24 protein-coding genes and 1 other RNA gene are annotated in these 23891 nt (G+C 69.2%); 18 read left to right on the top strand and 7 right to left on the bottom strand.

Features of this window, described 5'->3' with window-relative positions; all coding sequences use genetic code 11:
* The first annotated feature begins 76 nt into the window (after window positions 1-76).
* Window positions 77-574, top strand: coding sequence for a winged helix-turn-helix transcriptional regulator (locus PC39_RS12410; protein ID WP_353253711.1), 498 nt, complete (start codon window positions 77-79; stop codon window positions 572-574).
* Here PC39_RS12410 and PC39_RS12405 read toward each other — a convergent pair.
* The 5 genes from PC39_RS12405 to gatC form a co-directional block, all read right to left on the bottom strand.
* Window positions 550-1047, bottom strand: a complete 498-nt coding sequence (locus PC39_RS12405; protein WP_353253710.1) for an LEA/WHy family protein — start codon at window positions 1045-1047, stop codon at window positions 550-552. The two genes, PC39_RS12410 and PC39_RS12405, sit on opposite strands and share 25 nt — an antisense overlap.
* Before the next feature lie 92 nt (window positions 1048-1139).
* A non-coding RNA gene (locus tag PC39_RS12400) (sX9 sRNA) lies at window positions 1140-1216 on the bottom strand.
* A gap of 61 nt (window positions 1217-1277) precedes the next feature.
* On the bottom strand, window positions 1278-2720 hold the full coding sequence (gene gatB / locus PC39_RS12395; protein WP_353253709.1) for an Asp-tRNA(Asn)/Glu-tRNA(Gln) amidotransferase subunit GatB: 1443 nt from the start codon (window positions 2718-2720) through the stop codon (window positions 1278-1280).
* 110 nt (window positions 2721-2830) lie between these two features.
* Entirely contained in the window at window positions 2831-4285 is a 1455-nt protein-coding gene (gene gatA, locus PC39_RS12390) for an Asp-tRNA(Asn)/Glu-tRNA(Gln) amidotransferase subunit GatA (RefSeq protein WP_353253708.1), read from the bottom strand.
* 10 nt (window positions 4286-4295) lie between these two features.
* Window positions 4296-4583 carry an Asp-tRNA(Asn)/Glu-tRNA(Gln) amidotransferase subunit GatC gene (gene gatC, locus PC39_RS12385; RefSeq protein WP_353253707.1) on the bottom strand — a complete coding sequence of 96 codons (288 nt, stop codon included), beginning with the start codon at window positions 4581-4583 and terminating at the stop codon, window positions 4296-4298.
* 235 nt (window positions 4584-4818) lie between these two features.
* Here gatC and PC39_RS12380 point away from each other — a divergent pair, with 235 nt between their 5' ends.
* From PC39_RS12380 to PC39_RS12300, 17 genes are all read left to right on the top strand, one after another.
* A complete protein-coding gene (locus PC39_RS12380) occupies window positions 4819-5859 on the top strand; it encodes a rod shape-determining protein (RefSeq protein ID WP_353253706.1) in 1041 nt (346 codons plus the stop codon).
* 148 nt (window positions 5860-6007) lie between these two features.
* Window positions 6008-6916: a rod shape-determining protein MreC gene (mreC, locus tag PC39_RS12375; protein WP_353253705.1), complete on the top strand. Its 909-nt coding sequence runs from the start codon at window positions 6008-6010 to the stop codon at window positions 6914-6916.
* Window positions 6913-7398 carry a rod shape-determining protein MreD gene (gene mreD, locus PC39_RS12370; protein ID WP_353253704.1) on the top strand — a complete coding sequence of 162 codons (486 nt, stop codon included), beginning with the start codon at window positions 6913-6915 and terminating at the stop codon, window positions 7396-7398. The genes mreC and mreD overlap by 4 nt, the downstream gene beginning before the upstream one ends.
* Before the next feature lie 34 nt (window positions 7399-7432).
* Window positions 7433-9313: a penicillin-binding protein 2 gene (gene mrdA / locus PC39_RS12365; RefSeq protein WP_353253703.1), complete on the top strand. Its 1881-nt coding sequence runs from the start codon at window positions 7433-7435 to the stop codon at window positions 9311-9313.
* Window positions 9310-10425 carry a rod shape-determining protein RodA gene (rodA, locus tag PC39_RS12360; RefSeq protein ID WP_353253702.1) on the top strand — a complete coding sequence of 372 codons (1116 nt, stop codon included), beginning with the start codon at window positions 9310-9312 and terminating at the stop codon, window positions 10423-10425. Before mrdA ends, rodA begins: the two co-directional genes overlap by 4 nt.
* Window positions 10422-11414 carry a lytic murein transglycosylase B gene (mltB, locus tag PC39_RS12355; RefSeq protein ID WP_353253701.1) on the top strand — a complete coding sequence of 331 codons (993 nt, stop codon included), beginning with the start codon at window positions 10422-10424 and terminating at the stop codon, window positions 11412-11414. Before rodA ends, mltB begins: the two co-directional genes overlap by 4 nt.
* Complete coding sequence (locus PC39_RS12350) at window positions 11411-12196, top strand: septal ring lytic transglycosylase RlpA family protein (RefSeq protein WP_353253700.1); 786 nt, start codon at window positions 11411-11413, stop codon at window positions 12194-12196. Before mltB ends, PC39_RS12350 begins: the two co-directional genes overlap by 4 nt.
* Window positions 12197-12263: 67 nt before the next feature.
* A complete protein-coding gene (locus tag PC39_RS12345; RefSeq protein ID WP_353253699.1) occupies window positions 12264-13415 on the top strand; it encodes a D-alanyl-D-alanine carboxypeptidase family protein in 1152 nt (383 codons plus the stop codon).
* Between the two features lie 160 nt (window positions 13416-13575).
* Complete coding sequence (locus PC39_RS12340; RefSeq protein WP_502950882.1) at window positions 13576-14418, top strand: D-amino acid aminotransferase; 843 nt, start codon at window positions 13576-13578, stop codon at window positions 14416-14418.
* A complete protein-coding gene (locus PC39_RS12335) occupies window positions 14405-14671 on the top strand; it encodes an HP0495 family protein (protein WP_353253697.1) in 267 nt (88 codons plus the stop codon). The genes PC39_RS12340 and PC39_RS12335 overlap by 14 nt, the downstream gene beginning before the upstream one ends.
* A gap of 56 nt (window positions 14672-14727) precedes the next feature.
* Complete coding sequence (gene lipB, locus PC39_RS12330; protein WP_353253696.1) at window positions 14728-15435, top strand: lipoyl(octanoyl) transferase LipB; 708 nt, start codon at window positions 14728-14730, stop codon at window positions 15433-15435.
* A 95-nt stretch (window positions 15436-15530) separates the two neighbouring features.
* Window positions 15531-16343, top strand: a complete 813-nt coding sequence (locus PC39_RS12325; RefSeq protein WP_353253695.1) for an ABC transporter ATP-binding protein — start codon at window positions 15531-15533, stop codon at window positions 16341-16343.
* The gene (mlaE, locus tag PC39_RS12320) at window positions 16340-17125 is read left to right on the top strand and encodes a lipid asymmetry maintenance ABC transporter permease subunit MlaE (protein WP_353253694.1); all 786 of its coding nucleotides are present in this window, start codon (window positions 16340-16342) and stop codon (window positions 17123-17125) included. The genes PC39_RS12325 and mlaE overlap by 4 nt, the downstream gene beginning before the upstream one ends.
* 1 nt (window position 17126) lies before the next feature.
* The gene (gene mlaD, locus PC39_RS12315; protein WP_353253693.1) at window positions 17127-17591 is read left to right on the top strand and encodes an outer membrane lipid asymmetry maintenance protein MlaD; all 465 of its coding nucleotides are present in this window, start codon (window positions 17127-17129) and stop codon (window positions 17589-17591) included.
* A gap of 73 nt (window positions 17592-17664) precedes the next feature.
* Entirely contained in the window at window positions 17665-18333 is a 669-nt protein-coding gene (locus PC39_RS12310; protein WP_353253692.1) for an MlaC/ttg2D family ABC transporter substrate-binding protein, read from the top strand.
* Window positions 18330-18626 carry an STAS domain-containing protein gene (locus PC39_RS12305; RefSeq protein WP_353253691.1) on the top strand — a complete coding sequence of 99 codons (297 nt, stop codon included), beginning with the start codon at window positions 18330-18332 and terminating at the stop codon, window positions 18624-18626. The genes PC39_RS12310 and PC39_RS12305 overlap by 4 nt, the downstream gene beginning before the upstream one ends.
* Window positions 18627-18792: 166 nt before the next feature.
* Window positions 18793-19104 carry an MGMT family protein gene (locus PC39_RS12300; protein WP_353253690.1) on the top strand — a complete coding sequence of 104 codons (312 nt, stop codon included), beginning with the start codon at window positions 18793-18795 and terminating at the stop codon, window positions 19102-19104.
* Between the two features lie 147 nt (window positions 19105-19251).
* Here PC39_RS12300 and purL read toward each other — a convergent pair whose 3' ends face one another.
* Together purL and PC39_RS12290 are read right to left on the bottom strand one after the other, a co-directional pair.
* On the bottom strand, window positions 19252-23133 hold the full coding sequence (purL, locus tag PC39_RS12295; RefSeq protein WP_353253689.1) for a phosphoribosylformylglycinamidine synthase: 3882 nt from the start codon (window positions 23131-23133) through the stop codon (window positions 19252-19254).
* Window positions 23109-23876: an MBL fold metallo-hydrolase gene (locus tag PC39_RS12290; protein ID WP_353253688.1), complete on the bottom strand. Its 768-nt coding sequence runs from the start codon at window positions 23874-23876 to the stop codon at window positions 23109-23111. The genes purL and PC39_RS12290 overlap by 25 nt, the downstream gene beginning before the upstream one ends.
* Window positions 23877-23891 lie beyond the last annotated feature (15 nt).

The following is a 23891-nucleotide window of genomic DNA, read 5'->3' as shown; positions in this document are numbered from 1 at the left end:
CTTTAGAAACGTTTTTTAATACTATTAATTTCAAATTGCAACTTTTAAGGCGGCGATGCACTCCGGCAACGAGACCATGAGCTGTTCGGTGGCACGCGCGGTCGATGCGATCGGCGACCGCTGGACGGTGCTGATACTGCGCGAGGCCTTCTGGGGCGTGCGCCGTTTCGAGAGCTTCCAGGCCAACCTGGGGATCGCCCGCAACGTGCTCAGCGACCGCCTGCGCCGCCTGGCGGCGCACGGCATCCTGGAGCGCGTGTCCCTGACGCCCGGGGGCAAGCGGGCCGAGTACCACCTGACCCGCAAGGGCGCCGACCTCTTCCGGGTACTGGTGGTGCTGATGCAGTGGGGCGATCGCTGGACGCACGACGGCGAGCCGCCGGTGCGGCTGATCGCGCGCACCAACGGCGAACCGATCGCGGAAATGGCCGTGCGCGACAGCGACGGTCGCGCCCTGGGCCTGATGGAGATGCGCCCGGAGCCGGGCCCCGGCGCCAACGACGCCACCCGCCGCCGGCTGGCGGCCGTGCCCGGCGGTGCCGGGTCGCGTTACCAGTCGGACAGGTCGACGTAAACCGAGCCGGTACGGGTGAAAGGCATCGCGGCCGACAGGTCGGCGAGCTTGAGCTTGCCCGACAGGGCATAGTCGAATTCGGCACCGCCGGCCTTACGCCAGGCCTGCACCTGGGCGAAGCCGGTGATGATCCCCGATTCGATCAGGTTCGCTTCCAGGGTCACCGGCACCGTCGTCTCGCCGTCCGCCGGCAGGGTCACGGCGCGCGTGCTGCGACCGCTGGCCAGCGGCTTGTCGTTCACGGCGAGCGTGTATTCCAACCCCGCCAGGGGCAGCTCGAAGCCGTTGGGATTGCGGACCCGCAGGTCCAGACGCAGCCGCTGCCCGGTCATCGAGAACTCGACCAGCTCGGCGCCGGCCAAGGCGACACTCGGGGGTTCCGCGGCGCGATAGCGCAGCCAGGCACAGCCGGCGGTGGTCATCGCCGCCGTCAGCAGCAGGGCCGCCGCCAACGGCATGATGGGTCGGCGCATGGTCGGACTCCTCCGTTTCAGAGGGTGTTCACGAAACGTGGCGGACAAGCGCCGTCGTTTGCAACCACCTTCTCAGACACCTTCTCAGAGGGTGTCTACAAAACGTAGCGAGCGACGGCAGGTTGGGTGCCGTCGGAGCGCAGGGACCGCAGCGTATGTCGCAATACGTGAGGATCCCGAGCACCGCCGGCACTCGAGATGCCGAGCGCAGTAGTTTTGTAGACACCCTCTCAGGCGCGGTCCAGCTTCTCCTTGAGCAGCTTGTTTACCTCCTGCGGGTTGGCCTTGCCGCCCGAGGCCTTCATCACCTGGCCCACGAAATAGCCCACGATCTTGGTCTTGCCGTCCTTGTACTGCCGGACCTGGTCGGGATTGGCGGCGATCGCCTCGTCCACGTAGGCCTCGATCGCCGAGGTGTCGGTGATCTGCTTCAGGCCCTTGGCCTCGATCACCTCGTCGGCGCTCGCGCCCTCGCCGGCCCAAAGGGCCTCGAAGACATCCTTGGCGATCTTGCCGGAGATGGTGCCGTCCTGGATGCGTGCCAGCAATCCCGCCAGGGTGCCGGCGGCGACCGGCGAGTCGCCGATCTCCAGGCCGTCCCGGTTCAGGGCGCCTGACAGCTCGCTCATCACCCAGTTCGCGGCCAGCTTGGGGTCGTCGGCGAAGCCCGCCAGGACCGCCTCGTAGTAGTCGGCGGTCTCGCGCGTGGCGGTCAACTGGGCGGCGTCGTAGGCGGACAGGCCGTATGCCTCGACGAAACGCCGGGCCTTGGCGTCCGGCAACTCCGGCAGCGACTCGCGCGCCGCCGCCACCAGGGCCTCGTCGACGGCTACCGGCAGCAGGTCCGGGTCGGGGAAATACCGGTAGTCGTGCGCCTCCTCCTTGGTGCGCATGGTCCGGGTCTCGCCGCTCGCGGGATCGAACAGACGCGTCTCCTGGACCACCGTGCCGCCGGATTCGAGCACGTCGATCTGGCGCTCGATCTCGTAGGTCAGGGCCTTTTCCAGGAAACGGAAGGAGTTTAGGTTCTTGGTTTCGGTCCGGGTGCCGAACTCGGCCCGGCCGGCCGGACGCACGGAGACGTTGGCGTCGACCCGGAACGACCCCTCCTGCATGTTGCCGTCGCAGATGCCGAGATAACGCACCAGCGAATGCAACTTGCGGGCGTAGGCCACGGCCTCCGCGGGCGAGCGCATGTCCGGCTCGGAGACGCATTCCACCAGCGGCGTGCCGGCGCGGTTCAGGTCGATGCCGGTATAGCGGGTGAAGCCTTCGTGCAGGGATTTGCCGGCATCCTCCTCCAGGTGGGCCCGGGTGATGCCGACGGTCTTGGTCTCGCCGTCGTCCAGGGCGATCTCCAGGCGGCCGTCGGCGACGATCGGCAGCTCGTACTGGCTGATCTGGTAGCCCTTGGGCAGGTCCGGATAGAAGTAATGCTTGCGCGCGAACACCGAGCGCGGCGCGATGTCGGCCTCGATCGCAAGACCGAACATCACCGCCATCCGGATCACCTCGCGGTTGATCACGGGCAACACGCCGGGCAGCGCGATGTCGACTGCGCTGGCCTGGGTATTGGGCTCGGCGCCGTAGGCCGTGGAGGCCCCGGAGAATATCTTGCTGCGCGTGGCGAGCTGGATGTGGACCTCCAGCCCGATGACCGCTTCCCAGTTCATGTCCAAGTCCTTAAAAATCCAACCACAGAGTCACAGAGGACACAGAGCAAGAAGACTCAAAAATTCTTTTCGCGGACTCTCTGTGTTCCCTGTGTCTCTGTGGTTAGTCTTCATTCGAATCCGGGTGGTTGCCGGGTATGCCAGTCGGTGGTCTGCTGATAGGCATGGGCGACGTTGAGCAGGCGCTGCTCCTCGAACCAGGGCGCCAGCAACTGCATGCCGACCGGCAGGCCGTCGACGAAGCCGGCGGGCACCGACATGCCCGGCAGCCCGGCCAGGTTCGCCGGGATGGTGTAGATGTCGTTGAGGTACATCGCCACCGGGTCGTCGGCCTTCTCGCCCAGCGCGAAGGCCGGTCCCTGGGTGGTGGGCCCGGCGATCACGTCCACCTTCTCGAAGGCCTGGCGGAATTCGTCGGCGATCAGGCGCCGGGTCTTCTGCGCCTTGAGGTAATAGGCGTCGTAATAGCCGGCCGACAGCACATAGGCCCCGACCATGATCCGGCGCTGGACCTCGCGCCCGAAACCCTCGCCGCGGCTGCGCAGGTACAGGTCTTCCAGGTTCTCGGGATCGGCGCAGCGGTAGCCGTAGCGCACGCCGTCGTAACGGGCCAGGTTCGAGGAGGCTTCGGCCGGCGCCAGCACGTAATAGGTGGGCACCGCCAACCGGGTGTTGGGCAGGGCGATCTCGACGATCTCGGCGCCCTGCCCCTCCAGTTCCCTGACCGCGGCCTCGACCGCCGCCCGGGTGCCGGCCTCCAGGCCCTCGGCGAAGTACTCGGCGGGCAGGCCGACCTTCAGGCCCTTCAAATCCGTGCCCAATCCCCCGGCGTAGTCCGGCACCGGCCGGTCCACGGAAGTGGAATCGCGCTCGTCGAAACCCGCCATGGCCGCCAGCAGCAAGGCGCAGTCCTCGGCCGAGCGCGCGAAGCAGCCGCCCTGGTCGAGACTGGAGGCGAAGGCGATCATGCCGTAGCGCGAGACCCGGCCGTAGGTGGGCTTGAGGCCGGTGACCCCGCACAGGGCCGCCGGCTGCCGGATGGAACCGCCGGTATCGGTGCCGCTGGCCGCCGGCGCCAGGCCCGCGGCCACCAGCGCGGCGGAACCGCCGGAGGAGCCGCCGGGGACCCGGCTTTCGTCCCAGGGGTTGCGCACCGGCCCGTAGTAGCTGGTCTCGTTGGACGAGCCCATGGCGAACTCGTCCATGTTCGACTTGCCCAGGGTCACGGTGCCGGCCGCATCCAGGCGCGCCACGGCCGTGGCGTCGTAGGGCGCGACGAAGTTGTCCAGCATGCGCGAGCCGCAGCTCGTGCGCACGCCCTCGGTGCAGAAGATGTCCTTGTGGACCAATGGCAACCCGGCAAGCGGGCCGGCATCGCCATCCCGCCGGCGCGCGTCGGCTGCCTCGGCCTGCGCCAGGGCACGTTCGTCGCAGACCGTGACCAGGCTGTTCAGGCGCGGGTCCAGGCGCTCGATCCGGTCCAGGTAGTGCCGCGCCAGCTCGACGGCGGAGTAGCTGCCGTCGGCCAGGCCGGCGGCCAACTCGCGGAGATTTCGCTCGTGCATCGGCCGCCCCCTATTCGATGACCTTGGGGACCAGATAGACACCGTCCTCGACCGCCGGCGCGATCGCCTGGAACGCGTCGCGGCGGTTGTCCTCGGTGACGGCGTCCTCGCGCAGACGCGCGCTCAGATCCAGCGGGTGCGCCATGGGCGCCACGTCGGCGGTATCCGCCTCGTCCAGGGACTCGACCAGATCGAGGATGCGCGACAACTCCCGCGCGTACCCCGTCACCTGCTCCTCGTCCACCCGCAGTCGGGCCAGTTCGGCGACCTTGCGCACCTGTTCCTCGCTCAGGCTCACGGGTGCGTTCCTCCTGTAAAACGGTGCTGCATTCTACGCCATGCCGGTGCGCCGGTGCAGGAAGCTAAACGCTCGCTTGCCGCCTTCTCACGCCGTTGCTAGCATAGCCGCTTATTTTGCTCTCGAGGCATCGGCCAGCCGGCCGGGGTCGCGGGAACCCGGCAAGCCGTCCTCGGCCGTGGCACGGGCAACGCCATCCGCCCGAACGCCTCCTACACAAAGGTTCTCTGCAAACATGATGGACAATCTCCGGGGCCTGTTCGTCAACGATCTGTCGATCGACCTGGGCACCGCCAACACCCTCGTCTACGCGCGGGACCAGGGCATCGTCCTGAACGAGCCCTCGGTCGTGGCCGTGCGCCAGGACGCCCGCGGCGGCAAGCGCATCGAGGCCGTCGGTCACGACGCCAAGCGCATGCTCGGCCGCACCCCCAGTCACATCAGCACCATCCGGCCGCTGAAGGATGGCGTGATCGCCGACTTCACGGTCACGGAGAAGATGCTCCAGCACTTCATCCGCAAGGTGCACAAGCGGCGGCTGCTGCGGCCGATCACCCGGGTGCTGGTGTGCGTGCCCTACGGCTCCACGCAGGTGGAACGGCGCGCGATCCGCGAGTCCGCATCCAACGCCGGCGCCCGCAAGGTCTACCTCGTGGAGGAGCCGGTCGCGGCCGCCATCGGCGCCGGCATCCCCATCGGCGAGGCCCGCGGTTCCATGGTCCTGGACATCGGCGGCGGCACCTCCGAGGTCGCGGTGATCTCGCTCAACGGCATCGTCTACGCCGAGTCCGTGCGTCAGGGCGGCGACCGCTTCGACGAGGCAATCGTCAATTACGTGCGGCGCCAGTACAACATGCTGATCGGCGAATCCACCGCCGAGTCCATCAAGCACCAGATCGGCACCGCCTTCCCCGGCCACGAGGTCAAGGAGATCGAGGTGGTCGGCCGGCATCTCTCGGCCGGCGTGCCCCGCAGTTTCACCCTCAACTCCAACGAGGTGCTGGACGCCCTGCAGGAACCGCTGTCCGGCATCATCGGCGCGGTCAAGACGGCCCTGGAGGCGACCCCGCCCGAGCTGGGCTCGGACGTGGCCGAGCGCGGTATCGTCCTGACCGGCGGCGGCGCCCTGCTGTCGGACATCGACAAGCTGATCAGCGAGGAGACCGGCCTGCCGGTGATCATCGCCGACGACCCGCTGACCTGCGTGGCCCGCGGCGGCGGCATCCTGCTGGAGATGATCGACCGCAAGACCGGCCAGATGTTCGCGCTCGAATAGGCGCCGGCCGGCGGCGCCGGACCGCCCGTGCCGGGCGGTCGCCACTGTTGCGACGGGGCCTCGCTTGGCCCTATTCTTGATCGGATAAGGCGCCCTTTATCGCGCCGCACTCGACTTTTCCACGCCAGCGGGCACCGCCGGGGACGCAGTGCGCGGACTTTCCGACGATAACATCAGCCTGTTTCCGAGAGGGCCGTCGCCCAGCATCAAGATCGTCCTGATCCTGGTGCTGTCGCTCGGCCTGATGTTCCTGGATCACAGCCGCGACACGCTGCAGCCGGTGCGCAGCAGCCTGGCGACCGTGCTGCAACCGCTGCAGATCGCGGCCGAGTTGCCGTCCGACGCGGCCGATTTCGTGACGCACTATCTCGACCGCGACGAACTGATCGCCGAGAACGAGGCGCTGTCCCAGCAGGTCCTGCTGCTGCGCGCCAGGCTCCAGAAGCTGGCGGCCCTGGAGGCCGAGAACGATCGCATACGCGCCCTCCTGTCCTCGGCGCGCTCGCTCGACGAGGAGGTCCTGATCGCCGAGATCCTGTCCGTGAGCCCCGACCCGTACCGCCACTACGTCAACCTGAACAAGGGCGAGGCCGACGGCGTCTTCCCGGGCCAGGCCCTGGTGGACGCCAACGGCATCATGGGCCAGGTCACGCAGGTCAACGCCATGGGCTCCACCGCGATCATGATCACCGACCCGAACCACGGCATCCCGGTGGAGTTCAACCGTACCGGCCTGCAGACCATCGCCCAGGGCACGGGCAAGAGCGAGCGCCTGCTGCTGCCGTTCCTGCCGGCCAACGCCGACGTCGTCGAGGGCGACCTGCTGGTCTCCTCCGGGCTGGGCGGCCGCTATCCGGCGGGCTACCCGGTGGCGCGGGTCTCCGAGGTCACGCACCAGCCCGGCGACGAGTTCCTCACCGTGATCGCCGAGCCCACCGCCAGCCTCAACCGCGGCCGCGAGGTCCTGCTGGTCTGGACCCCGCAACCGGAGGAGCCCGCCGATACCCCGCCGGCCGCCGACGGACCGCCCGCCGCGGACGAGAGCGCCCCGCAATGAACCCCAATATCGCGGCCGGCCCGCTGCTCATCGCCGGCAGCCTGGCGCTGTCGTTGATCCTGATGCTGGTGCCGCTGCCGACGTGGGCGGCCATGGCGCGCCCGGCCTTCCTGCCGGCGACCGTGCTGTTCTGGGCGATGGTGCAGCCGCAACGTTTCGGCGTCATCGCCGCCTGGGGTAGCGGCCTGCTCATGGACGTGGTCTACACCACGCCCCTCGGCCAGCATGGCCTGGCCCTGGCCGTCTGCGCCTACGCGGTTTTCAAGCTCAAGGATCTGCTGCTGGATTTTCCCGCCATCCAGCAGAGCGTGGTCCTGCTGCCGCTGTTCCTGGTCTACGAATTCATCCTGTTCTGGATCGACGGGGTCAACGGCCGCAGCGTGGATCCGCTGTGGCGGTGGCTGCCCGCCCTCAGCACCGCGGTCGTGTGGCCGCTCTGGACGCTGGTGTTGGAACGCATGGCCCGCCCGGAGGTCTCTTGAAGGGACCGGGGAAGTCCATGCCGGAGGCTGATTGATGCCCGCCGACTCACCGCTCAAGGACCACGCCGCCGAACGCCGGCTGTTCGTGGTGCGCACGGTCCTGGCCGGCATCGGCATGGCGGTGCTGGCCGGCGTGCTGGTGGCCCGGCTGGGCTATCTCCAGATCGTGGAGCACGATTATTACGATACGCGCTCCAACGACAACCGTATGCGCGTGCAAGTGGTGCCGCCGGTACGCGGCCTGATCTACGACCGCAACGGCGTCGTCCTGGCCGACAACCTGCCCGCCTACCGGCTGGAGGTGGTGCCGGAGCAGGTCGAGGACCTGGATGCCGCCATCGATCGCCTGAGCCGGTATGTCGAGATCCGCGAGGCGGACCGCAAGCGTTTCCGCCAGCGGCTGGCGCAGTCGCCGAATTTCCGCGGCATCCCCATCCGGCTCAACCTGAGCCAGGAAGAAGTCGCCCGCTTCGAGGTCAACCGCCGTAAGTTCCCGGGCATGGAAATCCGGGCCGGCCTGACGCGGCACTATCCGCTGGGCGAGGTGGCCGCGCACCTGATCGGCTACGTCGGCGGCATCACCGAACGCGAGATGCTCACGCTCGACGACAAGCGTTATCGCGGCGCCAACCACATCGGCAAGACCGGCGTGGAATACAGTTACGAGGAATTGCTGCACGGCTACCCCGGCTCCCGGATCGTGGAGGCGAACGCCGCCGGGCGAGCGCTGCGGGAGATCGAATTCAACCGCCCCACGCCCGGCCACAACCTCTACCTGACCGTCGATGCCCAGTTGCAGGCCGCCGCCCACGAGGCCCTCGGCGACAATGACGGCGCCGTGGTCGCGATCGATCCGCGCACGGGCGGCGTCCTCGCGCTGGTGAGCCGGCCCGGCTTCGATCCGGACCTGTTCGTGGACGGCATCAGCAGCAAGGATTACGGGAACCTCATCGACAATCCCCACCAGCCGCTGTTCAACCGGGCGCTGCAGGGCCAGTATCCGCCGGGCTCGACGATCAAGCCGATCATGGCGCTGGCGGCGCTGGAGACCGACAACATCGACCCGCAGCGCCAGATCTGGAGCCCCGGCTACATCACCCTGCCCGGCAGCGAACGCCGCTGGCGCGATTGGAAACGCGAGGGCCACGGCTGGCTCGACCTCAAGGAGGCCATCTTCCGCTCCAGCGACGTCTACTTCTACAAGCTGGGCATGGACCTGGGGATCGACGTCATGCACCGCTTCGGCACCCTGTTCGGTCTCGGCCGCCCCACCGGCATCGACCTGCCGCGCGAGCGCGACGGTCTGATGCCCTCGCGCGAGTGGAAGCAGGGCGCGCGCAACCAGACCTGGTACCCCGGCGAGACCCTGAACACCGTGATCGGCCAAGGCTACATGACCGCCACGCCGCTGCAGCTCGCCCACATGACCGCCCTGATCGCGCGCCGCGGCGAGGGCCGCAAGCCGCATGTGCTCATGGCCTCCGAGGCGCCGATCGACGGCAGCCTCGACAGCGTCACCACCGAGCCGGTACAGCCGATCCAGCTCCGGGACGAGCGCCACTGGGACATCGTCATCGACGCCATGCGCCAGGTGGTGCACGCGCCGCGCGGCACCGCCCACTACACCATGGGCCGGGACATTCCCTACCGCATGGCCGGCAAGACCGGCACCTCCCAGGTGCGCGGCATGGCCCAGGACGAGGAGGCGCCGGACATGGAGGAACTGGCCTACAAGTTCCGCGATCATGCCCTGTTCATCGGCTTCGCGCCGCTGGAGGAACCACGTATCGCGGTGGCCGTGCTCGCCGAGCACGGCGGCAGCGGTGGCGGCGTGGCCGCGCCGATCGCGCGCAAGGTGCTCGACGCCTACCTGACGGATACCCACATCGCGCGGGCGGCGGAGTCGCAACCATGAGCACCGCCGAGGACCGTCCGGCATCCCTGTCCGAATGGCTGGTCTACTGGCGCGTGGACCTGCCGCTGCTGCTGGCCCTGATGGCCGCCGGCACGCTCGGCCTGTTCGTGCTCTACAGCGCCTCCGGGCAATCGATGGCGGTGGTCATGGGCCAGGCCGTGCGCCTGGGCATCGGCTTCGCCGCGATGCTGGTGATTGCCCAGGTGCCGCCCGACTGGCTGCGCATGATCTCGCCCTGGTTGTTCGCCCTGGGCGTGGTCATGCTGTTGGCCGTGATCACCTTCGGCGACGCCGCGATGGGCGCGCAGCGCTGGCTGGATCTCGGCGTGATCCGTTTCCAGCCGTCCGAATTCATGAAGCTGGCGGTACCGTTGACGGTCGCCGCCTACTTCCACGAGCGCCCGCTGCCGCCCGGCCTGGTATCGGTGCTGGCCACGGGCACCCTGATCGCCCTGCCGGCGGTACTCGTGGCGGTCCAGCCGGACCTCGGCACCGCCCTGCTGATCGTGGCGGCCGGCGGTTTCGTGCTGTTCCTGGCCGGCCTGCGCTGGCGCGTGATCCTGCTCCTGATCCTGCTGGCCGCGGCCGCCGCGCCGCTGCTCTGGTTCAATATGCACGACTATCAGCAGGAGCGGGTGCTGACCTTCCTCAATCCGGCCCGGGACCCGGCGGGCGCGGGCTACCACATCACCCAGAGCAAGATCGCCATCGGCTCGGGCGGCCTGTTCGGCAAGGGCTGGCTCAACGGCAGCCAGGCCCACCTGAATTTCCTGCCGGAATCCGACACCGACTTCGTGTTCGCGGTTTTCGCGGAGGAGACGGGCCTGCTCGGCGTGCTCGCCCTGCTCGGTATCTACGCCTTCATCATCCTGCGCGGCCTGCATATCGCGGCCCGCAGTCAGGACACGTTCCAGCGCCTCGTGGCCGGCGGCCTGAGCCTTACCTTTTTCATCTATGTTTTCGTTAATATCGGCATGGTCGTGGGCCTGCTGCCGGTGGTCGGCGTGCCGCTGCCGTTGATCAGCTACGGCGGCACCTCGATGGTGATCATCCTCCTGGCCTTCGGCATGCTGATGTCCATCCATACCCACAGGAAGCTGCTGGCAACGTGAAACGAATCCTGACGATCATGCTCTGCGCCGCCGCCGCCGTCAGCGGCCCCGTCCACGCCGGCTACGCCGAGCGCCCGGAGGCGCAGGCCATGATCGAGCGCCTCGAGCGCGAGCACGACCTCGACGCAAGCAAGTTGCGCGATCTGCTCGCCGGCGCCGAGAACCGCCCCCATATCCTGGAGGCCATGCGGCGGCCGGCGGAGAAGGTCCTGCCCTGGCATCGCTACCGGCGGATCTTCCTCGGACAGTCGCGCATCGACGGCGGCATCGCCTTCGTGCGCGAGCACCGCGATCTGCTCGACCGCGCACACGAGCGCTACGGCGTGCCGCCGCACGTGATCACCGCGATCATCGGCGTCGAGACCCGCTATGGCGGCAACGTCGGCCGCGATCGCGTGATCGACGCCCTCGCCACTCTCGGTTTCGACTATCCGGAGCGCGCGAGCTTTTTCCTCGGGGAACTGGAACACTTCCTGATCCTGTGTCACCGCGAACGAGTGGATTGCGCCGGCGCCAAGGGATCCTACGCCGGCGCCATGGGTTGGCCGCAGTTCATCCCGTCGAGCTACCGCGCCTACGCCGTGGACTTCGACGGCGACGGCCGCCGCGACCTGTGGGACAGTCCCGCCGACGTCATCGGCAGCGTGGCCAACTACCTGGCCGAGCACGACTGGCGCGCCGGCGAGCGCGTGGCCCTGCGCCTGAGCGGCGGCGACGCGCCCGGCCTGGAGCGCAGCAACCGCCATACCCGCTATCGCTACGACGAGCTGGAAAGCGCCGGGCTGAGCGCGGACGGCGAGGCGCCCGCGGCCGACGCCGCGGTCGGTCTGGTCGAGCTGGAAGGCGAGGACGGCCCGGAATACTGGGCCGGCCTGAGCAATTTCTTCGTGATCACCACGTACAACCACAGCCGCATGTACGCGATGGCCGTGCACCAACTCAGCCGCGCCATCGCGGACGGTCTGGACGAGGAGATGGCCCGGCGATGACGCCCCGACTCATTCCCGCCGCGGCGCTGGCCGGGCTGCTGCTCGCCGGTTGCGCCGCCGACCCGACGCTGAAACGCCTGCCCCAGCGCGACGGCCCGCCGGAGACCGCGGCCGTCGACGTCAGCGAGGTACCCGACGCGGTGCCCCGCGACGAGCCGCTGAGCCGTTACGGCAACCCGGATACCTACGAAGTCCTGGGCAAGCGCTACGACGTCATGGAGGATGCCACCGACTACCGCGAGCGCGGCTACGCCTCCTGGTACGGCCGCAAGTTCCACGGCCGGCGCACCTCCAGCGGCGAGACCTACGACATGTACAAGATGACCGCCGCCCACCGGACGCTGCCCCTGCCCAGTTTCCTGCGCGTGACCAACCTGGAGAACGGCCGCGAGGTGATCGTGCGGGTCAACGACCGCGGCCCGTTCCACGCCGACCGGGTAATCGACCTGTCGTACGCCGCGGCCGTGCGGCTCGACATGATCGGCAGCGGCACCGCACCGGTAACCCTGGAGCTGATCGAGCCCGGCACCGAAACCGTCGCCGAGAGCGAGAACCCGGCCCTGTATCTCCAGGCCGGCGCCTTCAGCGAGGCCCGCAACGCCCGCCAACTCGCGCAGCGGCTGCGCGGCTACGGTCTCGACCGGGTATTCGTTTCCGTCAGCGACGACCCGGAACCTCTCTACCGCGTGCGGGTCGGACCCTATGCGGACTCCGCCGCCCTCGCCGAGGCGCGCCGCACCCTGGAGGACCGGGGCCTGAACGTCGCGGCGACCCGCGATTAGGTACACTTGGCGGGCGGCCTATTCCGCCCCCGCTCGCAAATCGACACCTGAGAGGATGAACAACCGCATGCCAGCGATCACACCGCGCGCGTTTCTCCTGCCGCTGTTCCTGCTCGCACTGGCCGCGCCGCTCGCGGCACAGGCCCTGCCGATCCCGGATCCGCCCAGCTTCGATGCCGAAAGCTACATCCTGGTCGACCATCACAGCGGCCAGACGCTGGCGGCCAAGAACCCGGACCAGCGCATCGAGCCGGCCAGCATCACCAAGCTGATGACCGCCTACATCGCCTTCGCCGAGATCGAGAGCGGCAACCTCGCGCTGGACGAGAAGGTCACGGTGAGCGAGAAGGCCTGGCGGATGGGCGGCTCCAAGATGTTCATCGAGGTCGGCAAGCAAATCCCGGTCAAGGACCTGCTCGAAGGGATCATCGTGGTCTCGGGCAACGACGCCACCGTGGCCCTGGCCGAGCACATCGCCGGCAGCGAGGACAGCTTCGCCGCCTACATGAACCAGTACGCCAAGGATCTGGGCCTGGACGACAGCCACTTCACCAACGCCACCGGCTGGCCCGACCCGGACCATTACATGAGCGCGCGGGACATCGCGCGCCTGACCCGGGCGATAATCCGCGACTTTCCGGACCTGTACGGCAAGTACTATGGCCAACGGGAATTCACCTACAACGAGATCAAGCAGTACAACCGCAACTCCCTGCTGTGGACCGACGCCAGCGTCGACGGCGTGAAGACCGGCCATACCGAGAGCGCCGGCTACTGCCTGGTGGCCTCCGCCGACCGCAACGGCATGCGGCTGATCTCGGTGGTCACCGGCACCGACAGCAACAACGCCCGCAAGACCGCCAGCGCCTCGCTGCTGAACTACGGCTATCGCTTCTTCGAGACCTACAAGCTGTTCGACGCCGACCAGACGATCACCGAGGTGCGTGTCTGGAAGGGCGCCGAGAAGATGCTGCCGGTGAGTGCCGACGGGCCCGTGTACGTGACCGCCCCGCGCGGCGCCCGCGACAAGCTCTCGTCGCAGGCGGCGCTGCGCTCCGGCCTGACCGCGCCGATCGCCGGCGGCGCGCAGATCGGCCGGCTCGAGGTCGCGTTCGACGGCGAAACCATCCACGACCTGCCCCTGTTCGCCGCCGAGCCGGTGCCGGCCGGCGGCATCGTGCGGTCGCTGACCGACGAAGTGCTGTTGTTATTCCAATGAAATAACCACAGAGACACGGAGCGCACAGAGAGCACCTTTTTCCTTTGAGGTATCGAATCCCTGCTTTATTCTCTGTGCCCTCTGTGCCTCTGTGGTTCGATGCCCTCGAGCCGTTCCGTGCCCTCTGCGCCTCTGTAGTTAAGTGACTGATTCGACCCCAATCGCCCATGTGAACGGAACGTTTCTGCCGCTGGCAGAGGCGCGCGTGCCGGTTACCGACCGCGGCCTGCTGTTCGGGGACGCCGTCTACGAGGTGATCCCCGTATACCGTGGCAACCCCTTCCGGCTGGATGCCCACCTGCGGCGGTTGGCGCGGAGCCTGGCGGCGATCCGCATCCCCAACCCCCACGACGATGCCGGGTGGCGGGCTCTGTTCCGCGAACTGATCGAACGCAACGGCGGCGGCGATCTGTCGCTGTACCTGCAGGTCACGCGCGGCGCCTATCCGCGCCGCGATCACCGCCTGCCGCCGGACCCGCGACCGACCGTGATCGCCTTCTGCCAGTCGCGGCCCGGAGCCGATCCCGACACCTTCGAGAGCGGCGTGTCCGCCGTGGTACAGCCGGACATCCGCTGGGCCCGCTGCGAGATCAAGTCCACCGCCCTGCTGCCCAACGTGCTGTTGGCCGCCGAGGCGCATGACGCCGGGGCCAACGAGGCGATCCTGGTGCGCGACGGGCATGTCACCGAAGGCAGCTCCTCGAATGTCTTCGTCGTGCGCGACGGTACCGTGGCGACACCGCCCCTCGCGCCGTCCATTCTCGCCGGCATCACGCGCGAGGCCGTGCTCGAAGTCGCGCGGGCACACGCCGTGCCCTGCGCCGAACGCGACATCGCCGCCGACGAGCTCGCGGCCGCCGACGAGATCTGGCTGACCAGCTCGACCCGCGAGATCTACCCGGTCACCACGCTGGACGGCGTCCCCGTGGGCGACGGCCGGCCGGGACCGGTATGGACACGCATGCGCGCCCTGCTGCAGGCTGACCTCGATGAGCCGGACTGACACCCTCCTGGAATTCCCCTGCCGTTTCCCGATCAAGGCCTTCGGCGAGCGCGACGAGGCCTTCGAGACGACGGTGTACGAGCTGGTCAAGCCGCATGTGCCGGAACTGGAGCGCGACGACCTCTCCCGCCGCCTCAGCAGCGGCGGCCGCTACGTCTCGGTGACGGTGGAGATCGTCGCCCGCAGCAAGGACCAGCTCGACGCCATCTATGCGGACCTGAGCGCGAGCGAGCGGGTGCTGATGGCGCTCTAGCGCATCCCGGCACGCCGTTGCGCGTTTCAAGTTTCGAGTTGGATTAAACTGAAGGTATGACGACACCGGCCGTATCCGAACCACGGAGCGGAACATCCCGGACCGGGATTCCCGCGCCCCGCGTCGAGCGCCGGCTCGACGCGCCGCAGCCGTACGAGCCGGTGTGGCGCGAGATGCGGGCGTTCACCGACGGCCGCGGCGCCGACGATCCCGACCGCTTCCTGTTCCTGGCCCACCGGCCGGTGTTCACCCAGGGCACCAACGGCCGCGCCGAGCACGTGCTCGCGGCCGGCGACATCCCGGTGGTGCAATCCGACCGCGGCGGCCAGGTGACCTATCACGGTCCCGGTCAGCTCATGGCCTACGTGATGACCGACATCCGCCGGCTGGGCCTGGGCGTGCGCGGCCTGGTCACCGCCCTGGAGGACGCCGTGATCGCCACGCTCGCGGGCTACGGCATCACCGCCCGCGCCCGCCGCGACGCCCCCGGCGTCTATGTCGACCGCCCGCAGGGCGACACCGCCAAGATCGGCTCCATCGGTCTGCGCATCCGGCGCGGCTGCAGCTATCACGGTCTGGCCCTGAACGTGGCGATGGACCTGGAACCGTTCGCCCGCATCGATCCCTGCGGCTTCCGCGGCCTGGCGATGACCCAGGTCTCGGAACTGGGCGGCCCCGGCGACCTATCCACCGTCGCCGACGATCTCCTACCCCACCTGTGCGCGCGCCTGGGAACGCCTCCGCCGGCAGACGAGGGAACCTGAGCGGCCGTACGCGGCCCAAGGGCAGGCGGCCGGCCCTTTGGGCCATCGGCGGCCTTTGCGGTTACACTGCGTTTCCCATTGCCGGAATCAGCGCGATGCCCGACGACAGCAGCCTGGTCGAAGCCCGTGATCTGCGTTTCCGCCGCGGCGCGCGGGTGATATTCGACGGCGTCGATATCGATATCCGACGGGGCGGCATCACCGCCATCATGGGGCCCAGCGGCACCGGCAAGACCACCCTGCTGCGCCTGATCGGCGGCCAGTGGCGGCCGGACGGCGGCAGCCTCCGCTTCGACGGCCAGGAAGTCGCCGCACTCTCCCAGAAGCGGCTGTTCGAGTTGCGCAAGCGCATGGGCATGCTGTTCCAGACCGGCGCCCTGCTCACCGACCTGTCGGTGTTCGACAACGTGGCCTTTCCGCTACGCGAGCACACCCGGCTGCCCGAGCGCCTGATCCGCGACGTGGTCCTGATGAAGCTGGAGGCGGTGGGCCTGCGCGGCGCGCGCGACCTGTATCCGGCGCAGCTATCCGGCGGCATGGCCCGGCGCGTGGCGCTGGCGCGCGCGATCGCCCTGGACCCCGAGATGATCATGTACGACGAGCCCTTCGCCGGTCAGGATCCCATCTCCATGGGTGTGCTCCTGCGTCTGATCCGGCGGCTCAACGATGCCCTCGGCCTGACCTCGGTCGTGGTCTCGCACGACGTCAAGGAGACCCTGCAGATCGCCGATCATTGCTATGTCATCGCCGACGGCGAGGTGAAGGCGCACGGCACCTCCGACGAAATCCGCGACTCGGCCTCGGAGTGGGTCCAGCAGTTCGTGCAGGCCCAGGCCGACGGGCCGGTGGCCTTCCACTACCCGGGACCGCCCTATGCCGAGGACCTGCATGTGGAGGATCGCCCGTGAACGCCCCGCGCCAGGGGATCGACGCGGTCGCGAACAGCCTCGCCGAACTCGGCCGCAGCATCTTCTTCCTGCTGCGCGTGATCGCCAGCCTGCCGTCGCTGGTCCGCAAGCCGCGCCTGGTGATCGAGCAGCTCTATTCCGTCGGGGTCCTGTCGCTGGTGATCATCGTGGTCTCGGGCGTGTTCGTGGGCATGGTCCTGGCCCTGTCCGGCTACCGGCTGCTGGTCGACTTCGGCGCGGAGGAAGCGCTGGGCACCTCGGTCGCGCTCACGGTGGTGCGCGAGCTGGGCCCGGTGGTCACCGCCCTGCTGTTCGCCGGGCGCGCCGGCTCCGCCCTGGCCGCCGAGATCGGCCTGATGAAGGCCACCGACCAGCTCTCCGGCATGGAGATGATGGCGGTGGACCCCTTGCGCCGGATCGTGGCGCCACGCTTCCTGGCCGGCCTGATCGCGTTGCCGCTGCTGACCTCGATCTTTTGCGTCATGGCGATCGGCGCCGCCGGCGGACACCTGGTCGGCGTGGCCCTGCTCGGGGTCGACGCCGGCGCCTACTGGTCCGGTATCCAGGAGAACGTCGAGTTCGGCAAGGATATCGTCAACGTATTCGTCAAGAGCGGGGTATTCGGCGTGATCGTGACCTGGATCGCGGTCTACCAGGGCTACTCGGCCCCGCCCACGTCCGAGGGTGTCTCGCGTGCCACCACCAGCACGGTGGTGCTGTCGTCTCTGGCGATCCTGGGCGCCAACCTGATGCTTACCGCGGTCCTGTTCGGAGAGGTGTGAGATGCAATCGCGAGGATTGGAAATCGTCGTCGGCTTTTTCGTCTGCCTCGGCATCGCCGCGGTGTTCATCCTGACCATGCGGGTGAGCGATCTCGCGGACACCGGCGGCATCGAGGGCTACACGGTGACCGCCGCCTTCTCCAACGTCGGCGGCCTCAAGGCCGGCGCCCCGGTGCAGCTCGCCGGAGTCCGCATCGGCCGGGTCACGGACATCCGCATCGACAACACCACCTACGAGGCGGTGGTCTCGATGCGCATCCGCGAGGGCTACGAGTTGCCCGAGGACTCCGACGCCCAGATACTGACCGCCGGCCTGCTCGGCGAGCAGTACGTCGGCATCGGTCCCGGCGCGGCCAGGGAGAGCCTGGCGGACGGCGACCGCATCAAGATCACCCAGGGCGCGGTTATCCTGGAGGAACTGATCGGCCAGTTCCTGTACCAGATGGGCAACCGTGGCGGGGAGTAGCCGTTGTAGCCGTTCAGGCGGTATTCAGCCCGCGCGTGCAGGATGGTCCGCACGCGGGAAAAAGGAGCATGACATGACCCGGACAATCCGTTCCTTCCTGGCGGTCCTGACGCTGGCGTGCGCGCCGCTGCTGGCCGCGGCCTCCGCCGAGGAGGGCGCCGACAAGGCCCCGGTCCCGCCCGAGGAGATCGCGCGCGCGACCGTGGAGAAGGTCCTCGACGCGATGGAGGGCCGCCGCGACGAGCTTCGCCGGAATCCCGAGGAACTCGATGCCATCATCGAGCGGATCCTGGTGCCGTTGGTGGATGTCGAGTACATGTCCCGCCTGGTTCTGGGGCGGCACTGGCGCGAGGCCAGCGATGCCCAACGCGAACGTTTCCAGGAGGCGTTCAAGGACATGCTGATCCAGACCTACGGCGGCGCCCTGCTGGAGTTCGACCGCGAACAGGTCGAGTTCATGCCGGTGCGCGCCGAGGAAAGCGCCGAGGACGTGACCTTCCGCGCCAAGGTGAAGACCGAATCCGGCGAGACCGTCGATGTCGACCTCGATCTGCACCTGGTCGATGGCGAGTGGAAGATCTACAACGGCAGCGTGGGCAACCTGACGTTCGTGACCAACTACCGCGGCCAGTTCAACCAGGAGATCCGGCGCACCAGCCTGGAGACCCTGATCGGCAAGCTGGAGTCGCGCTACAGCGGTACGCCGGCCACGGCGCAGAAGGACGCGGACGACACCCGGTGAGCGAGGCGCGCATCACCCGCGAGGGCCCCGGCCGGCTGCGCTTGACCGGCCCGGTCGATACCGCCACGGTGCCCGGCCTGCTGCGGGCCTCGCGCGGGTTGCTGGAAGCCGACGGCGACGGCGCGCTGGAGATCGACCTGGGCGGCGTCACCCGCATGGACAGCGCCGGGGTCGCCCTGCTGCTCGACTGGCAGCGGGACGCCCCGGCGGGCCTGCGCTACGGCAACCCGCCCGACCAGATGCGGGCGATCGTGGACTTCTGCGGCCTGGAAGACATCCTGGCCCTGGCCTGAATACTAACCACAGAGACACAGAGGCACAGAGGGAAGAGCGGTTTGTGTGTGCCGGACGCGCGCTTGCGCGCCGTCCGGCACAACATGGAATTACCTTCTCTTCTCTGTGTCTCTGTGCCTCTGTGGTTTATTTCACACGACCCGAGCCACACGCCGGGATCACGACATGGCGGTGAGTTCCAGCTACCAGGCGATCTACGAGGCCGTGGCGCGGGTGCCGCGCGGCCGGGTGGCGACCTACGGGGACATCGCGGCCGTCGCGGGGCTTCCGGGCCGCGCGCGCCAGGTCGGCTATGCCCTGCATCGTTCGCCGCCGGGCCTGCCGTGGCACCGGATACTGCGCGCGGACGGCCGCATCGCCCTGCCCGCCGATTCCACCGCCGCCCTCACCCAGCGCCGGCGGCTGGAGGACGAGGGCGTGACCTTCCTCGGCGGCCGGGTCGACCTCGACCGCTACCGTTGGCTGCAAGAAAGCTAGCTAACCACAGAGACACAGAGACACAGAGACACAGAGGCACAGAGGGAAGAACGGTTTGTCTGTGCCGGACGCGCGCTTGCGCGCCGTCCGGCACACCTGAGATCACTTTATTATTCTCTGTGCCTCTGTGCCTCTGTGGTTCATTACTTACCCGACGAATCGTCGCGCGTTGCCGAACAGGCGCATCCAGGGGCTGGCGCCCGTCCAGTCATCGGGATGCCAGGACAGGCTCATGCTGCGCACCACGCGCTCCGGATGCGGCATCAGGATCAGCACGCGGCCGTCGGCGTTGCACAGGCCGGTGACGCCGCCCGGCGAGCCGTTGGGGTTGTAGGGATAGCGCTCGGTGGCCCGGCCGTAGTGGTCGACATAGCGCACCGCCACCTGGCCGGCGGCGGCGAGCCGGTCCGCGGCCCCCTCCTCGCGGTAGGCCACGCGGCCTTCGCCGTGGGCCACCGCGATCGGCAGCCGGCTGCCGGCCATGCCGTCGAGCAGGACCGACCGGCTGTCGCCGATCTCCACCGCCGAGGTACGCGCCTCGAACTGCTCGGAGACATTGCGCACGAAGGCCGGCCAGTCGTCGGTGCCGGGGATCAGCTCGCGCAGCGCCGACAGCATCTGGCAGCCATTGCACACGCCCAGGGCGAAGGTGTCGGACCGGGCGAAGAAGTCGGCGACGTCATGCCGCGCGGCCTCGTGGAACAGGATCGACTTGGCCCAGCCCTGGCCGGCGCCGAGCACGTCGCCGTAGGAGAACCCGCCGCAGGCGGCCAGGCCCTGGAAGCCGGACAACGCGACCTCGCCGGACAGCAGCTCGCTCATGTGCACGTCCACCGCCTCGAAGCCGGCGGCGGTGAAGGCCCAGGCCATCTCCACGTGCCCGTTGACCCCCTGCTCGCGCAGGATCGCGACCCGCGGCCGCGCCAGGTTGAGATACGGCGCGGCCACGTCCTCGCGGAAATCGAAGCTCGGCGCCGCGGGCAGACCGGGATCGTCGGCGTCGCGGAGGTTGTCGTATTCCTGCGCGGCGCAACCGGGCTCGTCGCGCAGGGCCTGCAGGTGATAGCTGGTCTCGGCCCAGGCGCGGTGCAGATCGGTGCGCGGGGCCGCGAAGACGGTCGCGCCGCGATGCGTGAAACACAGCTCGCGGCCGGCCGTGACCGGTCCCAGGCGGTGGGCGTGCAGACCGGCGGCGCGCAGCTCGTCCTGCAGCGCCGCCGCGTCGGCCGCCGTCACCTGAACCACGGCCCCCAGCTCTTCGCTGAACAGCGCGGCCGCGACGTCCTCGCCCAGCGCCGACAATTCGAGTTCGACACCCGCGCGACCGGCGAACGCCATCTCGCAGACGGTGGCGAACAGGCCGCCGTCGCTGCGGTCGTGGTAAGCCAGCAGCCGACCGGCGCCGGCCAGCGACTGGATCGCGCCGAAGAACGCCTTGAGCGCGGCGGGGTCGTCGACATCGGGCGGCGCGCCCCCCAGTTCCCCGTGGACCTGGGCCAGGGCGGAGCCGCCCAGGCGGTTGCGGCCGCACCCCAGGTCGATCAACAGCAATTCGGTCTCGCCGCGGTCGGTACGGAGCTGCGGCGTCAGCGTGGCCGCGGCATCCGCGACCGGCGCGAAAGCGGAGACGATCAGCGACAGCGGCGCCCGCATCTCGCGCTCGTCCCCGTCGCTGCCGGTCCAGCGTGACCGCATGGACAGCGAGTCCTTGCCCACCGGGATGGCGATCCCCAGCTCGACGCAGAGCTCGGCGCCGACCGCCCGCACCGTGTCGTAGAGCCGCGCGTCCTCGGCCTCGTCGCCGCAGGCGGCCATCCAGTTCGCGGACAAGCGCACGTCCGACAGGTCGGCCACGCGCGCGGCGGCGATGTTGGTGAGCGTCTCGCCCACGGCCAGGCGCCCGGAGGCCGGCGCGTCCAGCAGCGCCACCGGGGTACGCTCACCCATCGCCATCGCCTCGCCGGTGGTGGCGGTGAAGCCGGTCGCGGTCACGGCGACATCGGCCACCGGCACCTGCCAGGGACCGACCATCTGGTCCCGCACCACCAGGCCGCCCACGCTGCGGTCGCCGATGGTGATCAGGAAGCCCTTGCCGGCCACCGCCGGCAGCCGCAGCACGCGCCGGGCGGCCTCCTCGACCGTCACGCCGGCGCGTTCCCAGACCGGCGGCGGCCGGGTATCGCGCCGTCCCTCGCGGTGCATGCGCGGGGTCTTGCCCAGCAGCACCGGCATGGGCATGTCCACGGCGTCCTCGCCGCTGTCGGCATCGCTCAGACACAGGCGCGGTTCGGCGGTGGCGAAGCCGACCTCGGCGTACGGACAGCGTTCGCGTGCGCAGATCGCGGCAAACGCCTCGACATGCACCGCCGGCACCGCGAGGACATAGCGTTCCTGGGACTCGTTGCACCAGATCTCCATCGGCGACAGGCCGGGATCGGCGCTATGGATATCGCGCAGGCGCACCTGGGCGCCGCGGTCGTCGGCGTCGATGATCTCGGGCAACGCATTGGACAGGCCGCCGGCACCGACGTCGTGGATCGAGGCGATGGGATTGTCCTCTCCCAGGGCCCAGCAAGCGTCGATCACCTCCTGACAGCGGCGCTCGATCTCGGGATTGGCGCGCTGCACCGAGGCGAAATCCAGCGCCTCGCTGGCGGCGCCGCTGGCCATGGACGAGGCGGCGCCGCCGCCGAGGCCGATCAGCATCGCCGGACCGCCGAGCACGATCAGGCGCGCGTCCACCGCCACCGCGTCCTTGGTCACGTGGCCGTCGCGGATGTTGCCCATGCCGCCGGCGATCATGATCGGCTTGTGATAGCCGCGCAGCCCGGCGTGCGCCGAGTCCAGCTCGAAGCTGCGGAAATAGCCGGCCAGGTTCGGGCGGCCGAATTCGTTGTTGTAGGCGGCGGCCCCGATCGGCCCCTCCAGCATGATCTGCAGCGGCGTGGCCTGGCGCGCCGGGCGGCCGTGATCGACCTCCCAGGGCTGGACGAAGCCGGGAATGCGCAGATTGGAGACGGAGAAACCGCACAATCCGGCCTTCGGCCGCCCGCCGCGACCGGTCGCGGCCTCGTCGCGGATCTCGCCGCCGGCGCCGGTGGCGGCGCCGGGGTCCGGCGCGATGGCGGTCGGATGGTTGTGGGTCTCCACCTTCATCAACAGGTGCACCGGCTCCTCCACCGCGCGGTAGACGCGATCGGGACCGGTGAAGAACCGCGCCGCGCGCGGCCCCGCCACCACCGCGGCATTGTCGCTGTAGGCCGATAGCACGCCGTCCGGGCTGGCGGCGTGGCTGGCCTTGATCATCTCGAACAGGCTGTGCGGCTGCGCCTCGCCGTCCACGGTCCAGTCCGCGTTGAATATCTTGTGCCGGCAGTGCTCGGAGTTGATCTGCGCGAACATCATCAGCTCGGCGTCGGTGGGATCGCGCCCGAGGCGGGCATAGTTCTCGCCGAGGTAGTCGATCTCCTCGTCCGACAGGGCCAGGCCCCAGTCGCGGTTGGCCGCCGCCAGGGCCTCGCGGCCGCCGCGGGCCAGCGGCACCCGGCGCAGGGGGCGCGGCGCCGGCGCGTCGAACAGGTGCACGGCCTCGCCGGGGGCGTCCAGCACGCTCTCGGTCATCGGATCGTGGAGCGCGGGCGCCGCCAGGCGGGCGTCCTCGGAGCCCGGCGCGACTCCCTCGATGCGATAGAGCACGCCGCGCTCCAGCCGCAACAGGCCCTCCAGGCCGCAGGCGCGGGCGATGTCCTCGGCCTTGCTGGACCAGGGCGATAACGTGCCCAAACGCGGCACCACGGCGATGCCCGTGTCGGCCGGCGGCTCGTCGCCGCCCAAGCCGAGCAGGGCCCGGAGACGCGCCAGGACCGATTCGTGCGGCGTGGCCGCGAAACGCGCCACGTAGAAATGGCGGGCCTCGATACGGTCGGCGGCCACGCCGGCGCCGCCCAGGTTCTCGCGCAGCCGCTCGGCGCGGAAGTCCGACAGCGCGGGGCCGCCGGCCAATATCAGCGTGTCGCGATCGCTCGCCATCCGAGTACCTCGTTCTGCACCGTCGCCGAAACCCAGTCCGGCGTGCAATTCAGGACCGTCGCCACGGCGGCGCGCGCCGCGTCGGGCGTATTGTTCCGTTCGCTCAGGTGGGCCGCCACGATGTGCTGGAGCCGGCCGGTGTCCAACGCTCCCAGCAAGGCCGCCGCCTGGTCGTTGCTGAGATGTCCCAGGCCACCGCCGACGCGGCGCTTGAGGAAGGCGGGATAGGGCCCCGCGGCGAGCATCTCGACATCATGATTGCACTCCAGCAGCAACGCGTCGCAACCGTCCACCATGGCCCGCACGTGCGGCGTCACGCGGCCGATGTCGCTCAACAGGCCCAGGCGGCGGTCGCCGTCCGACAGCACGAACTGGCAGGGTTCGCGCGCGTCGTGGGGCACCGGATAGGGCCAGACCTCGAGATCGCCCAGGGCGAACGGCTCGTGCGGCGAGAACAATTCCAGCATCGGCAGCTCCCCGGGCGACCAGGCCGCGTGGCTCCCGGGCGTGAGCCAGACCGGCAGCCGGTGGCGGCGCGCCAACTGGGCCACGCCGCGCACGTGGTCGATATGCTCATGGGTGACCAGCACCGCGTCCAGGTCGTCGCCGGCGAGCCCGAGCCGCGCCAGGCGCTGCTCGGCGTCCGCCAGGGAGAAGCCGCAATCGACCAGGATCCGGGTGCCGCCGCTCTCGATCACCGCGGCGTTGCCGCGGCTGCCGCTACCCAGGCTGGCGAAACGCATCAGGCGCGCCCTCCC

This window comes from Salinisphaera sp. PC39 (assembly GCF_040361335.1).
In the GTDB taxonomy this organism is placed as follows: Bacteria; Pseudomonadota; Gammaproteobacteria; order Nevskiales; family Salinisphaeraceae; genus APNM01.
This window is presented reverse-complemented; position numbering and strand designations above follow the sequence as displayed.

Bases quoted from the DNA above. Each gene is read 5' to 3' on its own strand.
- PC39_RS12410 (WP_353253711.1), top strand. From the start codon at position 77: ATGAGCTGTTCGGTGGCACGCGCGGTCGATGCGATCGGCGACCGCTGG.
- PC39_RS12405 (WP_353253710.1), bottom strand. From the start codon at position 1,047: ATGCGCCGACCCATCATGCCGTTGGCGGCGGCCCTGCTGCTGACGGCG.
- gatB (WP_353253709.1), bottom strand. From the start codon at position 2,720: ATGAACTGGGAAGCGGTCATCGGGCTGGAGGTCCACATCCAGCTCGCC.
- gatA (WP_353253708.1), bottom strand. From the start codon at position 4,285: ATGCACGAGCGAAATCTCCGCGAGTTGGCCGCCGGCCTGGCCGACGGC.
- PC39_RS12380 (WP_353253706.1), top strand. From the start codon at position 4,819: ATGATGGACAATCTCCGGGGCCTGTTCGTCAACGATCTGTCGATCGAC.
- mreD (WP_353253704.1), top strand. From the start codon at position 6,913: ATGAACCCCAATATCGCGGCCGGCCCGCTGCTCATCGCCGGCAGCCTG.
- mrdA (WP_353253703.1), top strand. From the start codon at position 7,433: ATGCCCGCCGACTCACCGCTCAAGGACCACGCCGCCGAACGCCGGCTG.
- rodA (WP_353253702.1), top strand. From the start codon at position 9,310: ATGAGCACCGCCGAGGACCGTCCGGCATCCCTGTCCGAATGGCTGGTC.
- PC39_RS12350 (WP_353253700.1), top strand. From the start codon at position 11,411: ATGACGCCCCGACTCATTCCCGCCGCGGCGCTGGCCGGGCTGCTGCTC.
- PC39_RS12345 (WP_353253699.1), top strand. From the start codon at position 12,264: ATGCCAGCGATCACACCGCGCGCGTTTCTCCTGCCGCTGTTCCTGCTC.
- PC39_RS12335 (WP_353253697.1), top strand. From the start codon at position 14,405: ATGAGCCGGACTGACACCCTCCTGGAATTCCCCTGCCGTTTCCCGATC.
- lipB (WP_353253696.1), top strand. From the start codon at position 14,728: ATGACGACACCGGCCGTATCCGAACCACGGAGCGGAACATCCCGGACC.
- PC39_RS12325 (WP_353253695.1), top strand. From the start codon at position 15,531: ATGCCCGACGACAGCAGCCTGGTCGAAGCCCGTGATCTGCGTTTCCGC.
- mlaD (WP_353253693.1), top strand. From the start codon at position 17,127: ATGCAATCGCGAGGATTGGAAATCGTCGTCGGCTTTTTCGTCTGCCTC.
- PC39_RS12310 (WP_353253692.1), top strand. From the start codon at position 17,665: ATGACCCGGACAATCCGTTCCTTCCTGGCGGTCCTGACGCTGGCGTGC.
- PC39_RS12300 (WP_353253690.1), top strand. From the start codon at position 18,793: ATGGCGGTGAGTTCCAGCTACCAGGCGATCTACGAGGCCGTGGCGCGG.
- purL (WP_353253689.1), bottom strand. From the start codon at position 23,133: ATGGCGAGCGATCGCGACACGCTGATATTGGCCGGCGGCCCCGCGCTG.
- PC39_RS12290 (WP_353253688.1), bottom strand. From the start codon at position 23,876: ATGCGTTTCGCCAGCCTGGGTAGCGGCAGCCGCGGCAACGCCGCGGTG.